At 64.4% G+C, this 16,113-nt stretch carries 13 protein-coding genes; 8 read left to right on the top strand and 5 right to left on the bottom strand.

Annotated features, from left to right (window positions below):
• Positions 1 to 25 precede the first annotated feature (25 nt).
• The 3 genes from AN936_RS05240 to AN936_RS05250 all read left to right on the top strand — a co-directional run bounded on the left by AN936_RS05240 (position 26) and on the right by AN936_RS05250 (position 2,612).
• Entirely contained in the window at positions 26 to 259 is a 234-nt protein-coding gene (locus AN936_RS05240; RefSeq protein WP_419470483.1) for an AlpA family phage regulatory protein, read from the top strand.
• Positions 260 to 571: 312 nt separating this feature from the next.
• Entirely contained in the window at positions 572 to 1,882 is a 1,311-nt protein-coding gene (gene chrA / locus AN936_RS05245) for a chromate efflux transporter (protein WP_054590117.1), read from the top strand.
• Positions 1,883 to 1,892: 10 nt separating this feature from the next.
• Entirely contained in the window at positions 1,893 to 2,612 is a 720-nt protein-coding gene (locus AN936_RS05250; protein ID WP_084758186.1) for a superoxide dismutase, read from the top strand.
• Here the strand turns inward: AN936_RS05250 and AN936_RS05255 are convergent, their stop codons facing one another.
• From AN936_RS05255 to AN936_RS05270, 4 genes are all read right to left on the bottom strand, one after another.
• Complete coding sequence (locus AN936_RS05255; RefSeq protein WP_054587212.1) at positions 2,613 to 3,929, bottom strand: MFS transporter; 1,317 nt, start codon at positions 3,927 to 3,929, stop codon at positions 2,613 to 2,615.
• Between the two features lie 35 nt (positions 3,930 to 3,964).
• Positions 3,965 to 7,111 carry an efflux RND transporter permease subunit gene (locus tag AN936_RS05260; RefSeq protein ID WP_054587213.1) on the bottom strand — a complete coding sequence of 1,049 codons (3,147 nt, stop codon included), beginning with the start codon at positions 7,109 to 7,111 and terminating at the stop codon, positions 3,965 to 3,967.
• Between the two features lie 13 nt (positions 7,112 to 7,124).
• On the bottom strand, positions 7,125 to 8,225 hold the full coding sequence (locus AN936_RS05265) for an efflux RND transporter periplasmic adaptor subunit (protein ID WP_234715749.1): 1,101 nt from the start codon (positions 8,223 to 8,225) through the stop codon (positions 7,125 to 7,127).
• A 152-nt stretch (positions 8,226 to 8,377) separates the two neighbouring features.
• Positions 8,378 to 9,601, bottom strand: coding sequence for a TolC family protein (locus AN936_RS05270; RefSeq protein ID WP_054587215.1), 1,224 nt, complete (start codon positions 9,599 to 9,601; stop codon positions 8,378 to 8,380).
• Between the two features lie 954 nt (positions 9,602 to 10,555).
• Between AN936_RS05270 and AN936_RS05280 the strand changes: the two genes are divergently transcribed.
• The 5 genes from AN936_RS05280 to AN936_RS05295 all read left to right on the top strand — a co-directional run bounded on the left by AN936_RS05280 (position 10,556) and on the right by AN936_RS05295 (position 13,873).
• Positions 10,556 to 11,932 carry an IS1182 family transposase gene (locus tag AN936_RS05280; protein WP_054590119.1) on the top strand — a complete coding sequence of 459 codons (1,377 nt, stop codon included), beginning with the start codon at positions 10,556 to 10,558 and terminating at the stop codon, positions 11,930 to 11,932.
• Between the two features lie 568 nt (positions 11,933 to 12,500).
• Positions 12,501 to 12,686 (top strand): Arm DNA-binding domain-containing protein, encoded by a 186-nt coding sequence (locus tag AN936_RS05285; protein ID WP_054587217.1) that lies wholly within the window; start codon positions 12,501 to 12,503, stop codon positions 12,684 to 12,686.
• A gap of 67 nt (positions 12,687 to 12,753) precedes the next feature.
• A complete protein-coding gene (locus AN936_RS05290; RefSeq protein ID WP_234715750.1) occupies positions 12,754 to 13,023 on the top strand; it encodes a hypothetical protein in 270 nt (89 codons plus the stop codon).
• Between the two features lie 243 nt (positions 13,024 to 13,266).
• Positions 13,267 to 13,413, top strand: coding sequence for a hypothetical protein (locus AN936_RS25020; RefSeq protein ID WP_158500047.1), 147 nt, complete (start codon positions 13,267 to 13,269; stop codon positions 13,411 to 13,413).
• Between the two features lie 79 nt (positions 13,414 to 13,492).
• A complete protein-coding gene (locus tag AN936_RS05295; RefSeq protein WP_054587218.1) occupies positions 13,493 to 13,873 on the top strand; it encodes a nuclear transport factor 2 family protein in 381 nt (126 codons plus the stop codon).
• 18 nt (positions 13,874 to 13,891) lie between these two features.
• On the opposite strand, the gene AN936_RS05300 is transcribed toward AN936_RS05295, so the two are convergent.
• Entirely contained in the window at positions 13,892 to 15,910 is a 2,019-nt protein-coding gene (locus AN936_RS05300; protein ID WP_201782968.1) for a PAS domain-containing protein, read from the bottom strand.
• Positions 15,911 to 16,113: the final 203 nt, after the last annotated feature.

Consider the following 16,113-nt stretch of genomic DNA (forward strand, 5'->3'; position numbering starts at 1 on the left):
CGAACCCAAGCAAGTGAGATCAACAATGCCGCATGCAACACCAGATGAAATGCACACGCCTCAACCGCCCGAAGCAGCACCGCCGGCGAGGCTTTTGCGCCTGCCGGAAGTGATCGCCCGGGTCGGACTGCGCCGCTCCGCTATCTATCAGCGTATGAGCGAGGGCCGGTTCCCGAGATCGCGATCGCTGGGGCCGAAATGTGTCGTATGGGTCGAAGCGGAAATCAACGACTGGATGCGAGATATTGTGTCGAGCTAAAGGCGTTTCCGGGCCAATTTGGCACGGTATGTCGGCGGCCGACCTGACTGCAGGCACTTACAGTGGTCATACTGACAGTCTGCGTCACCCGGATAATATTCTGCTGAAAAAGTGGGATGCAAGGGATGCTAACAAGCGGCGCGGCTGGATGATTGGCGCGCGGGTGTCTGCTTGATCTCCCTTTATTTGGACGCTAAACAGCACCCCAGCGGGGCTAAGCAACCTCCCGCCGAGGTCAAGACAGGCCCAAGCGTTGCCTCGTTGCCTTGCCATTTCCGGTGGGGCGAATTGCGCGAGGTTATCTTGGCTTCACTGGCTACTTCCCCGTCCATCACATTTGCCGAACTGCTGCGGGTGTTTACCCGTATCGGCTTCCTTAGTTTCGGAGGCCCCGCCGGACAGATCGCCCTCATGCACCGCGAGCTGGTGGATGAGCACAAATGGATAAGCGAGGAGGACTTTCTCCACGCGCTCAATTTTTGCCACCTGCTTCCCGGCCCCGAAGCGCAGCAGCTGGCGACGTGGATTGGCTGGCGACTGCATGGCTGGCGCGGCGGGCTGGCTGCGGGCTTGCTGTTCGTAATTCCCGGTGCGCTGATCATCCTCGCGCTGTCGGTGCTTTATGCGATCGCCGCCAATCTCGCATGGGTCGAAGCGCTGTTTCTGGGCGTGAAGGCGGCGGTGCTGGCCATCGTCGTGCAAGCTCTCCTGCGGATTGCCGGGCGCGCACTCGATACGGGCCTGAAGCGCGGGCTCGCGGCGGCGGCCTTTGTCGGCCTGTTCTTCTTCGATCTCCCATTCCCGCTGATCGTGCTGGGGTCAGGGGTCATCGGCATGATCGCGGGGAAGAGGCGACCCGATCTGCTGGCGCTCAAGCCAGCCACAGGGGCTGACACTGTGCCGGAGCGGCCATGGCGCACCACCTTCTTCTCGATTGCGCTGTGGGGCGCAGTGTGGGCGGCGCCGATGGTGCTGATTGCGGCGACGCTGGGGCGCGAGCATGTGTTGTGGGATATCGGGGCCTTCTTCTCGCAGCTTGCCGTGGTGACCTTTGGCGGGGCCTATGCTGTGCTCGCCTATATGGCGCAGGAGGCAGTGCAGGGTTTCGGCTGGCTCCAGCCCGGTGAAATGGCCGACGGGCTCGGCCTGGCCGAGACCACACCGGGGCCACTGATCCTTGTCACCCAATTCGTCGGTTATCTCGCCGCCTTCCGCGCGCCCGAGCCGTTCTCGCCGCTGATGGCAGGGTTCCTCGGGGCGATGCTGACGACCTGGGTCACCTTTGCGCCGTGCTTCATGTGGATCTTCGCCTTTGCCCCGTGGATTGACCGGCTCGGCCGTGCGGTGGCGCTGAAAGGCGGGCTGGCAGCGGTGACGGCGGCGGTGGTGGGGGTGATCGGCAACCTGACCGCGTGGTTCGCGCTGCACGTGCTGTTTACCGCGGTGGGCCAGCGCCATGTCGGCCCGGTTCGGCTCTACTGGCCCGAGCTTGCCAGCTTCGACTGGCGCGCGGGCTTGCTGGCACTACTGGCCTTCACGCTCGCCTTCGGCTTGAAGTGGTCGGTGCTGCGCGTGCTGGCGGCCTGCGGGGTGGGCGGACTGGTTCTGGTTCTGGCGACGTGAGGAGGACGATATGAGCGATATTACCCGAAGGCAGGCAATCGGCACCGCCGCCCTTTCCGCAGCCGGCGCGGCGCTGGTAGCAACCCATGGCAGCGTTGCCGGGCAGGCGCCGGCCTCTGCTGCCGCCGCCTTCGCCGGAAAGCACACCCCCAAGCCGCTGCGCTTTAACCCCGCTAAACTAACCGGGCTGTCGGAGAAGCTCATCACCTCGCACTGGGAGAACAATTACCAGGGCTCGGTGCGCGGGCTCAATACCATCGAGACCCGGCTCGCCGCGGCGATGGCCGATCCCGAATTTCCGCCGGTCGCCTACTCCGGGCTCAAGCGCGAGGAACTGCACCGCACCGGATCGGTGGTGCTGCACGAGCTCTATTTCGGCGCGCTCGGCGGGAATGGCACTCCCGGCGGATCGATCACCGAAGCGCTGACAAGCTGGTTCGGCGGATACGATGCCTGGGCGGCCGAGTTCCGGCGCACCGCGATGAGCCTTGCCGGCGGATCGGGCTGGTGCGTGCTCACGTGGAACGCGCACACCCGGTCGCTCCACAATTACTGGGCTTGGGATCACATGCACGGCGCGGTGACCGGCACCCCGCTGATCGCGCTCGACATGTATGAACATGCCTATCACATGGACTATGGCACCGCCGCCGCGCGCTATGTCGATGCTTTCATGGCCAATCTCGACTGGGAGGTGGTCGACGCGCGGTATCGCGCGGCGATTGCCTGATCAGGAGCGGCCCGGCCAGTGTCCGTGCAAGTCGTCGATGACATAGGGATGGGCGTGTTGCCCACCGCCATGCCCGGCCAGATGTGGATGGTCTGCGGGCAGATCGGGGTGGTCGTGGGCCAATGCGGCGGGGTCGTTCGTCGGCCAGCGCCATAGCGCCAGCAACAGTCCCGCAGCGCCGAGCCCCGCCAGTGCGACCAAGGCGGTTGTCATGCCGAAGCGGGCGCCCGCCTGCCCCGCGATCGGATAGGCCATCAGCCAGCAGACATGGCTGAGCGCGAACTGCGCGGCGAAGAGCGCGGGGCGATCAGCCTCGCTGGATGACCGCCGCAGCAGCCTGCCACCCGGCGTAACGCAGAGCGAATAGCCGATACCCATCACCAGCCACCCGGCAAGAAGATGGGGCCAATCGAGCGCCAGACCTGCCAGTCCGCCAAACGTCACGGTGAGGATTAGAGCCCCCGTGAGCATGACCGTCCGGTCGGCGATGTGCTGCAACACCCGCGGCAGCGCGAGTGCGGCCAGCATCGAGCCGCCGCCATAGGCCGCAAGCGCCAGAGCCACATCACCCTGACTGCGGCCCATGCCCTTCACAATGACGACCGTGTTGACGATCACCATTGCGCTGCCCGCCGCAGCAGTGAGGGTCACGGCCAGCAGGCCGAGCAGGCGGGGTGTCTTCAAATAGATGCGCGCGCCGCGCGTGGTCTTGCGCCAGACACTCTCGACAATCGCCGCGGCAGCCTTGCGATGCGGCAGCGCGGCCGTGACGACCAGCAGCGCCGAGATCGCAAAGCCGATCGCTGTGCCCGCGAACAGCCAGTGGAAGCTGATCACCGTCAGGAGCGCAGCGGCCAGAATCGGGCTCAGCAGGCTTTCCAGATCATAGGCGAGGCGCGAAAGCGAGAGTGCGCGGGTGTATTCCTCCTCGTCCGGGAGAATATCGGGGATGGTCGCCTGAAACGTCGGCGTGAAGGTCGCCGAGGCCGATTGCAGCAGGAAGATCAGCAGATAGACCTGCCAGACCGCATCGACGAACGGTAGCGTCAGTGCAGCACCGGCGCGCAGCAGGTCCATCGCCACCAACAGTCCCTTGCGCGGCAGCCTGTCGGCATAGGCCCCGACCACCGGCGCGACGCCGATATAAGCCACCATCTTGATCGCCAGCGCCGTGCCCAGCACCGCACCCGCATCCGCGCCGGCGATCTCGTAAGCCAGCAGACCGAGGGCAACCGTGGCAAGCCCCGTCCCCACCAGCGCGATGACCTGCGCCAGAAACAGATGCCGGTAGGTGCGGTGTGCAAGCACGGATAGCATGATCGGGTTCTCCTATCCCTTGCCGCCCAGATGTATCATGCCACGTTCGCCGGCATGGCCGAACCTTGTTGCGCCTCCACGTCCCTCCCGCGCACCATGCGGTAGAGCGCGGGCAGGACGATGAGGGTCAGGATGGTCGAGGAAATGATCCCGCCGATCACCACGGTCGCCAGCGGACGCTGGACTTCGGAGCCGAGCCCGACGTTGAGCGCCATCGGCACGAAGCCGAGGCTTGCGACCAGCGCGGTCATCAGCACCGGGCGCAGGCGCGCCTGTGCACCGTCGCGGATCGCGTCCTCCAGCCCGCTGCCTTCCTCCATCAACTGCTTGATAAAGGTCAGCATCACCACCCCGTTGAGCACCGCAACCCCGGACAGGGCGATGAACCCGACCCCGGCCGAGATCGAGAACGGGATACCGCGCAGCAGCAGCGCCGCGATCCCGCCGGTCAGCGCAAGCGGCACGCCGGAGAACACCACCAGGGCATCCTTCCATGATCGGAACAGGGTGACGAGCAGGCCGAAGATCAGCAGCAGCGCGAGCGGGACGACGATCTGCAAGCGCGTCGCCGCCGATTGCAATTGCTCGAAGGTCCCGCCGTAATCGATCCAGTAGCCTTCGGGCAGCTCGACCTCGGCACCGATCCGCTCCTTCGCCTCGGCGATGAACGATCCCAGATCGCGGCCACGGACATTGGTGGTCACCACCGCGCGGCGCTTGCCGTCCTCGCGGCTGATCTGGTTCGGCCCCTGAATGCGCTCGATGCTGGCGACCTCGGACAGCGGCACAGCGCCGCCGCTAGGAAGCGGGATGGGCAGGCGCTCGATCACCTGCGGGTCCTGCCGCAGCTGCTCGGGCAGACGCACGACGATGTCGAAACGCCGGTCACCCTCGAAGATCTGCCCCGCCTCGGCACCACCGATGGCGGTGGCGACCACGGTCTGGACATCATCGACATTGAGGCCGAGCTGGGTGAGCTTGAGCCGGTCGGGCACAACCTGGATGAACGGCAGGCCGGTAACCTGTTCGGTCTGGGCGTCCTGCGATCCGGCAATGCTGCCGACCACGTTCTCGATTTCGGCTGCGGTTGCCGCCAGCTGATCGAGATCGTCACCATAGACCTTGATCGCGACATCCGAACGCACGCCCGCGATCAGTTCGTTGAAACGCATCTGGATCGGCTGGATGAACTCGTAGCGCGAGCCCGGCACTTCCTGCACGGCCTTGTTCATCTCCGCGACCAGTTGGGCCTTTGGCTTGCGCGGATCGGGCCATTGATCGCGCGGCTTCATGATGACGAAGGTATCGGCGACCGAAGGCGGCACCGGATCTGTGGCAACATCGGCGGTGCCGATCTTGGCGAACAACATGTCGACCTCCGGGAACTTCTTGATCCGGTCTTCGAGGGCGCTCTGCATCTGCACCGCTTGGGTCAGGCTCGTCCCGGGAATGCGTAGCGCGTGCAGCGCTATGTCGCCTTCATCGAGATTGGGAATGAACTCCGACCCCAGACGCGTCGCGGCGAGCCCGCTCAGCGCCACCAGCACGGCCGCTGCGCCAACGACGATCCGGCGCTGACGGATCGCGAAATCGAGCATCGGGACATAGCGGGATTTGGCCGCGCGCATGACGCGGTTCTCTTTCTCCTCGACCCGGCCGGTGACGAAAGTCGCCACGGCTGCGGGCACGAAGGTGAGCGACAGCAGCAAGGCGGCCGTCAGCGCCATCACCACCACCAGCGCCATCGGGTGGAAGGTCTTCCCTTCCACGCCCTCCAGCGCGAAGATCGGGATGTAGACAATGGTGATGATCAGGATGCCGAACAGGCTTGGGCGGATAACCTCCGCCGAGGCACCGGCGGCGAGCTTGAACCGCTCCTCGCGGTCAAGCACCCGGCCAAGCCTGTGCTGTGCCTCGCCGAACCGCCTGAGGCAGTTTTCGACGATGATCACCGCACCATCGACGATGAGGCCAAAGTCGAGCGCGCCAAGGCTCATCAGATTGCCCGACACGTTGGTCTGCACCATGCCGGTTATGGTCATCAGGAACGACAGCGGGATCACCGCCGCCGTGATCAGCGCCGCGCGGATATTGCCGAGTAGCACGAACAGCACCACGATCACCAGCAGCGCGCCTTCGGCAAGGTTGCGCTCGACGGTGGAGACGGTGGCCTCGACCAGCTTGGAGCGGTCATAGACCGTCTTGGCGACAACCCCGCCGGGAAGCGAACGGTTCACCTCCTCAAGGCGTTCGGCCACTGCAACGCTGACTTCGCGCGCGTTCTCGCCGACCAGCATGTAGATGGTGCCGAGCACCACCTCCTGCCCGTCCTTGGTCGCCGCGCCGTTGCGGATTTCCGAGCCGATCTCGACATCGGCGACATCCGCGATCCGCACTGGCACGCCGCCGCGCGTCGCGACGATGATGCCGGCCAGGTCACGCTCGCCCTGCGCCTGCCCCGGCACGCGGATCAGGTATTGCGCGCCCGAACGCTCGATGTAACCCGCGCCGACATTGCCGTTGTTGGCTTCGAGCGCGGCGATGACATCCTCGACCGTAAGGCCGAAGCCTGCGAGCCGCGATGGATCGGGGGCGACCACATATTCCTTGCGGTAGCCACCCACCGAATTGACTTCGGTGACCCCCGGCACGTTGCGCAGCTGGGGGCGAACGACCCAGTCATGCAGCGTGCGCAGATCCTGCGCGGTGTAGCGCGAGCCATCGCTTTTGACCGCCCCCGGCTTGGCCTCGATCGTATACATGAAGATTTCGCCCAGCCCGGTCGCGATCGGGCCCAGTTCGGGCTCGATACCGGCGGGCAGGGTCGAACGCACGCCTTGCAGGCGCTCGTTGACGAGCTGGCGGGCGAAATAGATGTCGGTGCCGTCGGCGAACACCACCGTCACCTGGCTCAGGCCGTAGCGCGAGACCGAGCGCGTGTATTCGAGCCCCGGCAGGCCGGCGATCGCCGTTTCGATCGGGAAGGTGATGCGCTGCTCGGCCTCCAGCGGCGAGAAGCCGGGCGCGGCGGTATTGATCTGCACCTGGACATTGGTGATGTCGGGCACGGCATCGATCTTCAGCCGCCCGAAGCTGTAGGCCCCGATGGCGGCCAGCAGCAGGGCCGCGACCAGCACCGCGACACGCTGCCGGATCGACAGCTCGATAATTTTCTCAAGCATTTCCGGGGGCCCCTCAGTGATCGTGGCTTGCGCCGGACTTTTCGATGTCGGCCTTAATGACGTAGCTGTTCTCGGCGGCGTAGACCGTGCCCGGCTTGATGCCGCTGATCACCTCGGTCCATTCCGGCCCCTCCTTGCCGAGTTCGAGCATTCGCACTTCATAGGTCTGGCCGATCTTGGCAAAGACCACGCGGAAGTCGCGGAACTGCTGGATCGCGTCGGTCCTGACCGCCAGCGGCACCTGGCGCTGTTCCACGGTCACCAGCCCGCGCACTGCCATGCCGGGACGCCAGAAGCCGTCGCGGTTGGGAAGCGCAGCCCGCGCGGTCACGGCCTGGCTGGTGACATCGGCAAGCGGGAGGAAATCGCGGATCACCGCGCTCTGCGTGCGCTCGCCTTCCAATCCGCGGATCTGGACCTGCTGGCCGGGGCGCACCCGCTCGATGTCGCGCGGGAAGATCGGGAAGGTCGCCACGGTGCGCGCCGGGTCGGAAATCACGAACAGCGGCTCGCTATCGGCAATCGACCCCACATTGGCATTGCGCGCACTGATCACGCCCGCCATCGGTGCGTAGATCGCATAGGTCTGGAGCGAATAGCTGCTCTCCACCTTCGCGAGCAGCGTTCCCTTGGCCACCCGGTCGCCGACGTTCCTGAACACCGCCACCACCGGGCCGGGATACTTGGCGCCCACCTCGGCGCTGCCGGCCGGATCGAGTTCGACCCGGCCAATGATCTCGACCGTATCGCCGATCGCTTGCGAGCCGACGGTCTCCGTCTCGATGCCGGCAGCACGCGCGGCCGCATCGGTGATGGTCGCGCGGCCCTCGTAGGATGCAAAGCTCCACTTGTGAGCCTTGCCGCCCATGCTCGCCTCGACCACGACATCGAAGCTGTGCGGCTCGACCAGCACCGCATTGCCGCGCAGGAAATCGTCCTGCGGGGCGAAGTCGAAGGTGGTCTTCTCCCCGTCGAGCCGCGCGATCATGACGCGCGCCTTGACCTCTTTGGGATCAAGCGGCTTGTCGTCACGGTAGGCGTAGAGCCGGTATTCGGGCGGCACGCCATCCTCGAACACGGTGACCTCGATGGCAAAATCGCCGTCGCGCAGCATCCGCCCGTTGTGCGGCCCGCGCTCGTAATCGGCGGCCGCAGCAGCTTCGGCTTCGGCGCTTTCTGCGGTCCCGGCATTCTCACCCGCTTGACCGCAGGCGATGAGAGGTGCCGCGAGAAGAGCGGCTGCGATGAGATAGATACGGCGCATGGTCAGTTACCCCCAACGAGTTCGGCAAACCGGCCGGTCAGGCGATCAAGTTCAGCCTTGGCACGGTGATATTCGGTCATGGCATCGACCATCCGCACGCGTGCGTCATGCAGCGCGTTTTGCGCGGTCGAGACGTCGAGAAAGGTGAAGCCGCCGCGCTTGTAGCCCGCCAGCACTTCGCGCAGCGTCTGCTCGGCGCCGGGCACGACCTTGGTGCGGATCGCCTCCGCCTCGTGGCCCGCTTCCTCGACCCGCTCCACGGCAAAGCCAATGGCGCGGCGCCGCTCGAACCGCTCGACGGCAAGGTCGGCTTCGATCTGGCGCTTCTCGGCTTCGGCGCGGTCGCGATTGGCCTGGTTGAGTGCGCGGTTCGATAGCGGCAGCGAGAAGCCGCCAACAAGAGCGACATCGCCCGTGCCAAGGAAACGCGGGCCGGCGAACACGGTCGGATCGGTGCGCGCGTTCGCGGCCTGCAATCGGATATTGGCATCGGCGCGGCGGCTGCGCGCCTCATACAAGGCCAGATCGATCGAGGCGAGATCGTCCGGCACTGTGCCTGCTGGCGCAAAGTCGAGAAAGGCGTCGGTCACAACCGCGAACTCTTTGTCGGCCTGTCCGGTGAGCAAAGCAAGTCGGGCCTTGGCCGCTTCCACCGCATGTTCGGCCAATTCCAAATCGACCTTGGCTTCCGCCAGCTGCGTGCGCGCGCGCGTTCCTGCAAAGAGCGGATCGCGGGCATCGTCCACCCGGCGCTGCACGTCTTTCTGGAGCGCTTCGGCGATCTCGACCCGGCTGCGCGCGAGTTCGAGATCGAGCGTCGCGGCCTGCACCTCGACGTAGAGTTGCTGGACCTTCTGGGCGAGATCGAGCCGCGCGATCAGCCCCTGCGCCTGCGCGACCCCGATGTCGCCTTCGGCCAGTGCCACCCGGGCCGCACGCTTGCCGCCCCGCTCGATGCGCTGATTATAGGTGGCATCGATCTGGAACTGGTTGAAACCATTCGTCCCGATGTTCTCGACGGCGCCGTCGATGGTCGCAGCGGGCTTTGTATCAGCAGCCGCGCGCGCGGCCCCCAGCACTTCCACCCGGGCTGTTGCTGCGGCACCCAGCGGCGAGTTGGCCACAGACTGGCGGATCGCCTCTTCGAGGGTCAGCGTATCGGCATTGGCCGCTCCCGCTGACAGGAACGTGACCGCAAGCAGTGCGGCACGCAGTATCGTCTTCATTTCACCTGCTCCTGACACGTCTGCTCAAGGCGCGGCCGGACTCAGCCGGCAGCACCGTGCAACGATGTCAGGCGGTTCGCGGAGGTCTCAGAAGCGAGTTGGGGCGGGAGATAGCCGCAAGCGATGCAGGCGGCGGAAAATGGAGCTCCTTCGCCGATGGCAGGCCTCCAAATTCGGTATGATCGGCGGACAGCAGGGCGAAGCCATGCCCGGCCATGGAGCCATGACTATGCGTCAGGCCTCTCTCCGGATCCCGCTGATCGGCCGGTGCGTCCCCAAGCGCCGCCTTCTCGAAGCTTGCCCCCGGGTCCACAGCGTGAACATGGTCCGAATGGTGCGTATGAACGGCCGTGGCAGAGGACAACTGCTCGTGCACAGCCAAATGCGCATCCCAAGCTCTGCCCGAAAGGAGCATCGCGCAGAGGACAAGGAGCAGGCCAAGCCGGGCAAACATCTGGAAAAGGCTAGGGCCAAACTATGCTCGAAGCAATATGTCTTTCCCCGTGCGTCGCTCGCAGGGGTCTATGGTGCAGGCAAGTCTCGAGCACCGAGACCCTCTATAGGCAACGCATCTGAGCCAATTTTAGGCCTTGGCGACTGGTGAGCTCGTGCCGGGAGAGGAGCCTTGTTTCCGATTAATGAACACGCATGGCAGGTCATCGCCGCCGCTCTATTCAGCTGTCACGCGGCTGCGATGCCGCCTTGATTTTGCGACGCCATAATCGGCGAGACGGGGTGCTGGCTAACTCTGAAGACAGATTGGAGGACAGCGGCCTCTCCGGAATGCGTGATCAACGCCGGCATTTTGCAATCAGCTCAGTCACAGAATCGATAGGGTCAATGCCTGAGTGAGCCGTAATGTCCGGTTTTGCCTTGATTCTGTTGAAAAACTCGGTCTTGCAATGGCACTAAAGTATTGATTCTATGTCTCCGTAGGCAGACGGAGATGTCATGATGATGGGCGAGCGGACGGTGGCGCAGGAGGCGCTGTTCTACAGCTTCAACCTGGAGCGGCATGTGCCGGCGGATCACCTGCTGCGCTCGATCGACCGGTTCGTTGACCTGTCGGGCATTCGTGAACATCTGCGCCCCTTTTACAGCGCGACCGGTCGGCCCTCGGTCGATCCCGAGCTGATGATCCGGATGCTGATCATCGGCTACTGCCTGGGTATCCGGTCCGAGCGGCGGCTGTGTGAGGAGGTCCATGTCAACCTCGCCTATCGCTGGTTCTGCCGCCTCGGGCTGGAAGGCGATGTGCCCGACCACTCGACCTTCTCAAAGAACCGGCACGGACGCTTCCGCGACAGTGATCTGCTGCGCCAGCTGTTCGAGACGACCGTGGCGCGCTGCATTGCCGAGGGGTTGGTTGGCGGTGAAGGCTTCGCGGTCGATGGCAGCCTCGTGCGCGCCGACGTGAACCGCCAGCATGCCGTGGATCAGGCAGATGGCCTGCCGGACCCGGCCACCAGCCATGCCGTTCGCGAGTATCTGGCTGTGCTCGACGATGCGGCCTTCGGGGGCGCAACCCCGGTGCCGCCCAAGCAGCTGGCGGTGGCCGATCCGGCCGCACGCTGGACGGCAGCAAGCCGCGAGCGCGCCTTCTTCGCCTATGCCACCAATTACCTTATTGATCTCCAGAACGCGGTGATCGTCGATGTCGAGGCGACCACCGCCATCCGTCAGGCCGAGGTGACCGCCCAGCGCCGCATGATCGACAGAACGCAGGAGCGCTTTGGTCTGTGGCCCGAGCGGCTCGTGGGCGATGCCGGGTATGGCGATGCCAGGAACCTGTCCTGGCTGGTCGAGGAGCGCGGGATCGAGCCGCACATCCCCGTGTTCGACAAGTCCGCCCGCCGCGACGATACCTTCGAGCGTTCGGCCTTCAGCTACGACCACGACGACGACAGCTATATCTGTCCTGCCGGCAAGCGACTGCGCCAGAGGCAGAAGGTCTATCGCGAGGATCGGCCGTTCGTCGATGAGAACGGCATGCTGCGCTACCGCGCCAGCAAGCTCGACTGTGACGCCTGCGCTCTCAAGCCGCGCTGTTGCCCGACCCAGCCAGCGCGTAAGATCCTGCGTTCCGTCCACGAGGGCGCCCGCGATCTGGCCCGCGATATCGCCACGACCGATGCCTATCTGGTCTCGCGCCGCCAGCGCAAGAAGGTCGAGATGCTGTTCGCGCACCTCAAGCGCATCCTCAGGATGGATCGCCTGCGCTTGCGAGGTCCAAATGGCGCAAGAGACGAGTTCCTCCTCGCCGCCACCGCCCAAAACCTCCGCAAGATGGCCAAGCTGATCCCCATGCCAGCCACTCCAGCCCCCGCATAAGCGGGGGCCAAGCCTCAGCGACACGATCAGGCTCGCGCCCGCGCCAGCCTCAGGGGCGGGTTTTTCAACACAATCGCCTTGAGAGCTGGCATTGAGGACATTGAAATCTGATGGCCGAAAAGTCCCACGATCTGGCTCTAGCGCGTACCGCTCTTTCAGGGGTTGAACCAGCGATTGTCGCTCGGGTTGAGCCGATCGGTCACATGGATTGTGCACCTTCTGAGGTCAGATAAAACGCCTAAGGCGAACGACTGTACGTCGCAAGGAACCCATTATGTGGGAGGAAATGTGGGAGAATACATCTGAAAATCCATTATTTATCTATAAAATACAGTACTTAATGAGGTGGTTCGGTACAAGCCCTGCCACCACCCTCTGGTCCGAGGGCATCTCCTAAAATCGCTGGAAGCCGCAGAAAACCTAGGGTATTACCCCTCGGTCGTTCCTCTGCATCCCATGCCTTATCACTGCAGCGCAGTGAAAAGTGTGGGGAGAATGTGGGGGTAAATTTTTCGACCCCTAAGAATCGGGCTTCCGAGTGTGGCGGTAAAAAAATCAGGTTAACCCTATGAAAAAGCTCACGGCTTTGGCGATCAAGGCAGCATTGGCGAATCCTGGTACCTATCAGGACGGCGATGGGCTCTTCCTGAAGGTGGATAAACGGGGCGGGGCTTATTGGCTCCTGCGCCTGCAACGCGATGGCAAGCGGCAGGACATAGGCTTGGGTAGCGCCAGATTGCTGCCGCTCGTGTAGGCTCGCCAGAAAGCGAACGAACTCCGCAAGGCGCTTTTAGCGAGTATAGACTTGAAGGAGCAGCAACATGTTGCCGAAAACGGGCAAGAACCTGCACCAGGATAAGGACGAATTGGCATTCGCCGCGATCATGGCGGAGGCGCTGACAGAAGGCCTCGGGCCCACCCACCAGGCTGTGAAAATCGCCATGCGCTGGACGGGTGCCAGCGAAAGAAGCGTCAAGCACTGGCTAGCCGGAACGCATGCGCCTCGCGCAATTCATCTCTTAGGATTGATCCGTCATTCCGATGAGGTGCTGAGAAGGCTTCTCATCGCGTCCGGTCGGCGCATGCCCTGATCGCTCTCGAGGTGTCCGCGCTGCGGGGGCGTCTCATCGAAACACTTGCCTTTCTCGACAAGCTGTTTCCCGACGCAGCGAGCATCGCGGGCGATGCTTCCTGGCCGCGTGCTGCGGGATCCTAAAGAAGGTTCGTATCCGCTGCGACAATTCGTCACCCGCGCTCCCCGCCGCTTTGCAAAATTCTTTAGTCGGGGAACTTGCGTGTCGTCGGCAGGTTTTCTGGACCGCGAGGAGTTGACGATGAGCCGTGACAGAAAGCCCGACGGAAAATATGATCGTGTTGCGCCGCCGCTGCCGCACCCTTCGTGGCGCCACGGACCGCCGGAGGCGAAAGAAAAGCCCGCGCGGCTGACCGCAAGAGAGTTCTGGGCGCGCCTCGGGCTCTGAGCTGTTCGATGGCGCCCTTCGGCCATTCTCCGGGGCTTTTGCCGGGCCGGCGATGCGAGCGGGTTCGAAGCAACGGAACATGACGCAGCGCGCCGAAATCATCGCCAGCGAGGAACGGCTCCGCAGCGCCATGCTGGCGCGCGATATCGCCGCGCTCGACGCGCTGCTCTGCGACGATGCCCTGTTTATCGACCAGAATGGTGCGCAAATTTCCAAAGCCGCCGATCTTGCGATGCACCGCTCGGGGCGTCTCGAAATCGCGTCGCTCGATTATGCCCCGGACATGCTTGTTCGCTGCTACGGCGAGGCGGCGGCGACCTGCGTCACAGCAGAAATCAGAGGAACCTTCGACGGTGCCGCTTTCTCCGGACGCTTCGTCTATTCGCGCGTGTGGACGCGCGGGCCGAACGGATGGCGCGTTGCGCAAGCGCATTGTTCGGCGGTTCCCGCAACGGGGTGACCGGGCCTGGCACGCCCGTCAGTCGTCCGTGCGCGCGATCAGCGCCTTCACGCGGCGGGCAAAATGGTCGAGCTGAAACGGCTTGGTCATGACGTGCATGCCCGAATCGAGATGGCCGTGGTTGAGCACGGCATTCTCCGCATAGCCGGTGACGAAGAGCACCTCGAGATCGGGCGCGAGCGCACGGATGGATTCGGCAAGCTGACGGCCGTTCATACCGCCGGGCAAGCCGACATCGGTAATCAGCAGATCGAACGGGCCCTGGCTCTCGAACAGCCTGAGCGCCGATGCGCCATCCTCGGCCTCGACGACGTGATAGCCGAGCGCCTCGAGCTGCTCGCTCGCAAGCATTCGGATCAGCGGCTCGTCGTCGACGAGCAGGATGGCCTCGCCCGCCGAGGATCGCGGCGCTTCGCCCTTCTCGATTTCGCGCGCCTGCTCGGCGGCATCGGCGGCTCCGTAGCGCGGAAGATAGATGCATACCATGCTGCCCTGGCCGGGCTCGGAATAGATGCGGGCGGCGCCGCCCGACTGGCCCGCGAAACCATAGACCATCGAAAGGCCGAGCCCCGTGCCGTGCCCCATGGGCTTTGTCGTATAGAAGGGGTCGAAGGCGCGCGCGGCAACCTCGGGGGTCATGCCCGTCCCGGTGTCCGATACACAAATCGACACATATTGGCCCGGAGTGAGCCCGCGCTGCTGCGCGCTGCTCTCATCCATCCAGCGGTTCGACGTCTCGATCGTAATCTTGCCGCCGTCGGGCATCGCGTCGCGCGCGTTGATGCAGAGGTTGAGCAGGGCATTCTCGAGCTGGTCGGCATCGACGAAGCACGTCCACAGACCCGCAGCGCCCGCGGTCTCGACCGCGATGGCCGGTCCCACGCTCCGTTCGATCAGTTCCTGCATGCCCTCGACGAGCTTGTTCGCGGCGACCGGCTTCGGCTCGAGTGTCTGCCGCCGCGAGAAGGCCAGCAACCGCTGCGTCAGACTGGCGGCGCGGCGGGTCGCGCCGCTTGCAGCCGTGATATAACGGTCGAGTTCCGCGACACGGCCCTGCGCGATCCGCGCCGCCATCACCTCGAGACTGCCGCTGATCCCCGCAAGAATATTATTGAAATCGTGCGCGAGGCCGCCCGTCAGTTGGCCGACGGCTTCCATCTTCTGGCTGTGACGAAGTGTCTCCTCGGCGGCCATCAGTTCAGCGGTGCGCTCCTCGACCTGCCGTTCGAGCGTCGTGTTGAGCTCGGCCAGCGCGAGCTCGGCGCGGCGGCGTGCCGTGATATCCTGGAAGAGCACCGCGACCTGCTTGCGGTTCGGTGGTTCGATGCGCACCGCCGCCAGTTCGAGGAAGCGGCCCGTCGCGACCAGCTCCTGCTGGAAGCGGATAGGCTCGCCGGTGCGCAGGACCTTGCCGTAACGCTCGATCCAGGCATCGGCTTCGTCGCCGACCATCTCGCGCAGTTTCTGGCCGACGACATTCTCGATGCCCGCGTGCCGTGCGTAGGCCGCGTTGGCCTCGAGGTGGATATAGTCGCTGTCGGGCCCATGCGGGCCATCGAAGAATTCGATGATGCAGAAGCCCTCGTCGATCGCATCGAAGAGACCCTTGTAGAGTTCTTCGCTCTCGCGCTGCGCTTGCTGGACACGGAAGCGCTCGGTGACATCGGCGCCCTGGACGAACACGCCGTCGACCTTGCCGTCTGCCCCGAGCAGCGGCTGGTAGACGAAGTCGAGATAATGGTCGCTTGCCGGCTCGCCGGGCCGACCCTGGCGCCGGAAGAGGGCGCCGCGCGCGGAATAGGCCTCGCCGGTTCGGTAGATCTCGTCGAGGATGGCGACAAATCCTTGCGCTGCGGCGTCGGGCAACGCCTCCGCAACGGTGCGGCCGACGATGTCTCGGCCGCCGACCAGTTCGATATAGGCCGGGTTGGCGAGTTCGAACCGGTGATCGCTCCCGCGAAGGAGCGCCATGAAATTGGGCGCCTGCTCGAACATATGCGCGAGGATCGGCCCCACGCCGCTACCGCCTTCGTTCACGCAACGCCCTTTCTCTCTGCCCCGCGCTGCGCGATATTGCACGGTGCACAATCCGGAACCAGACCGATAACGAGGACGGCAGGCCGTAGTTCCGGCACGACGAAGAGATTGAAGATTTGCCCGGTAATAACATAAGATAAGTCGTTTCTTTGCCGTAATGGCAGAATGTTTGAGGGTGCTGTGCTCGCCCGCAACCGGACGAA

This window comes from Sphingopyxis macrogoltabida (assembly GCF_001307295.1).
In the GTDB taxonomy this organism is placed as follows: Bacteria; Pseudomonadota; Alphaproteobacteria; order Sphingomonadales; family Sphingomonadaceae; genus Sphingopyxis; species Sphingopyxis macrogoltabida_B.

Bases quoted from the DNA above. Each gene is read 5' to 3' on its own strand.
- AN936_RS05240 (WP_419470483.1), top strand. From the start codon at position 26: ATGCCGCATGCAACACCAGATGAAATGCACACGCCTCAACCGCCCGAA.
- AN936_RS05250 (WP_084758186.1), top strand. From the start codon at position 1,893: ATGAGCGATATTACCCGAAGGCAGGCAATCGGCACCGCCGCCCTTTCC.
- AN936_RS05255 (WP_054587212.1), bottom strand. From the start codon at position 3,929: ATGCTATCCGTGCTTGCACACCGCACCTACCGGCATCTGTTTCTGGCG.
- AN936_RS05260 (WP_054587213.1), bottom strand. From the start codon at position 7,111: ATGCTTGAGAAAATTATCGAGCTGTCGATCCGGCAGCGTGTCGCGGTG.
- AN936_RS05265 (WP_234715749.1), bottom strand. From the start codon at position 8,225: ATGCTGCGCGACGGCGATTTTGCCATCGAGGTCACCGTGTTCGAGGAT.
- AN936_RS05270 (WP_054587215.1), bottom strand. From the start codon at position 9,601: ATGAAGACGATACTGCGTGCCGCACTGCTTGCGGTCACGTTCCTGTCA.
- AN936_RS05280 (WP_054590119.1), top strand. From the start codon at position 10,556: ATGATGGGCGAGCGGACGGTGGCGCAGGAGGCGCTGTTCTACAGCTTC.
- AN936_RS05285 (WP_054587217.1), top strand. From the start codon at position 12,501: ATGAAAAAGCTCACGGCTTTGGCGATCAAGGCAGCATTGGCGAATCCT.
- AN936_RS05290 (WP_234715750.1), top strand. From the start codon at position 12,754: ATGTTGCCGAAAACGGGCAAGAACCTGCACCAGGATAAGGACGAATTG.
- AN936_RS25020 (WP_158500047.1), top strand. From the start codon at position 13,267: ATGAGCCGTGACAGAAAGCCCGACGGAAAATATGATCGTGTTGCGCCG.
- AN936_RS05295 (WP_054587218.1), top strand. From the start codon at position 13,493: ATGACGCAGCGCGCCGAAATCATCGCCAGCGAGGAACGGCTCCGCAGC.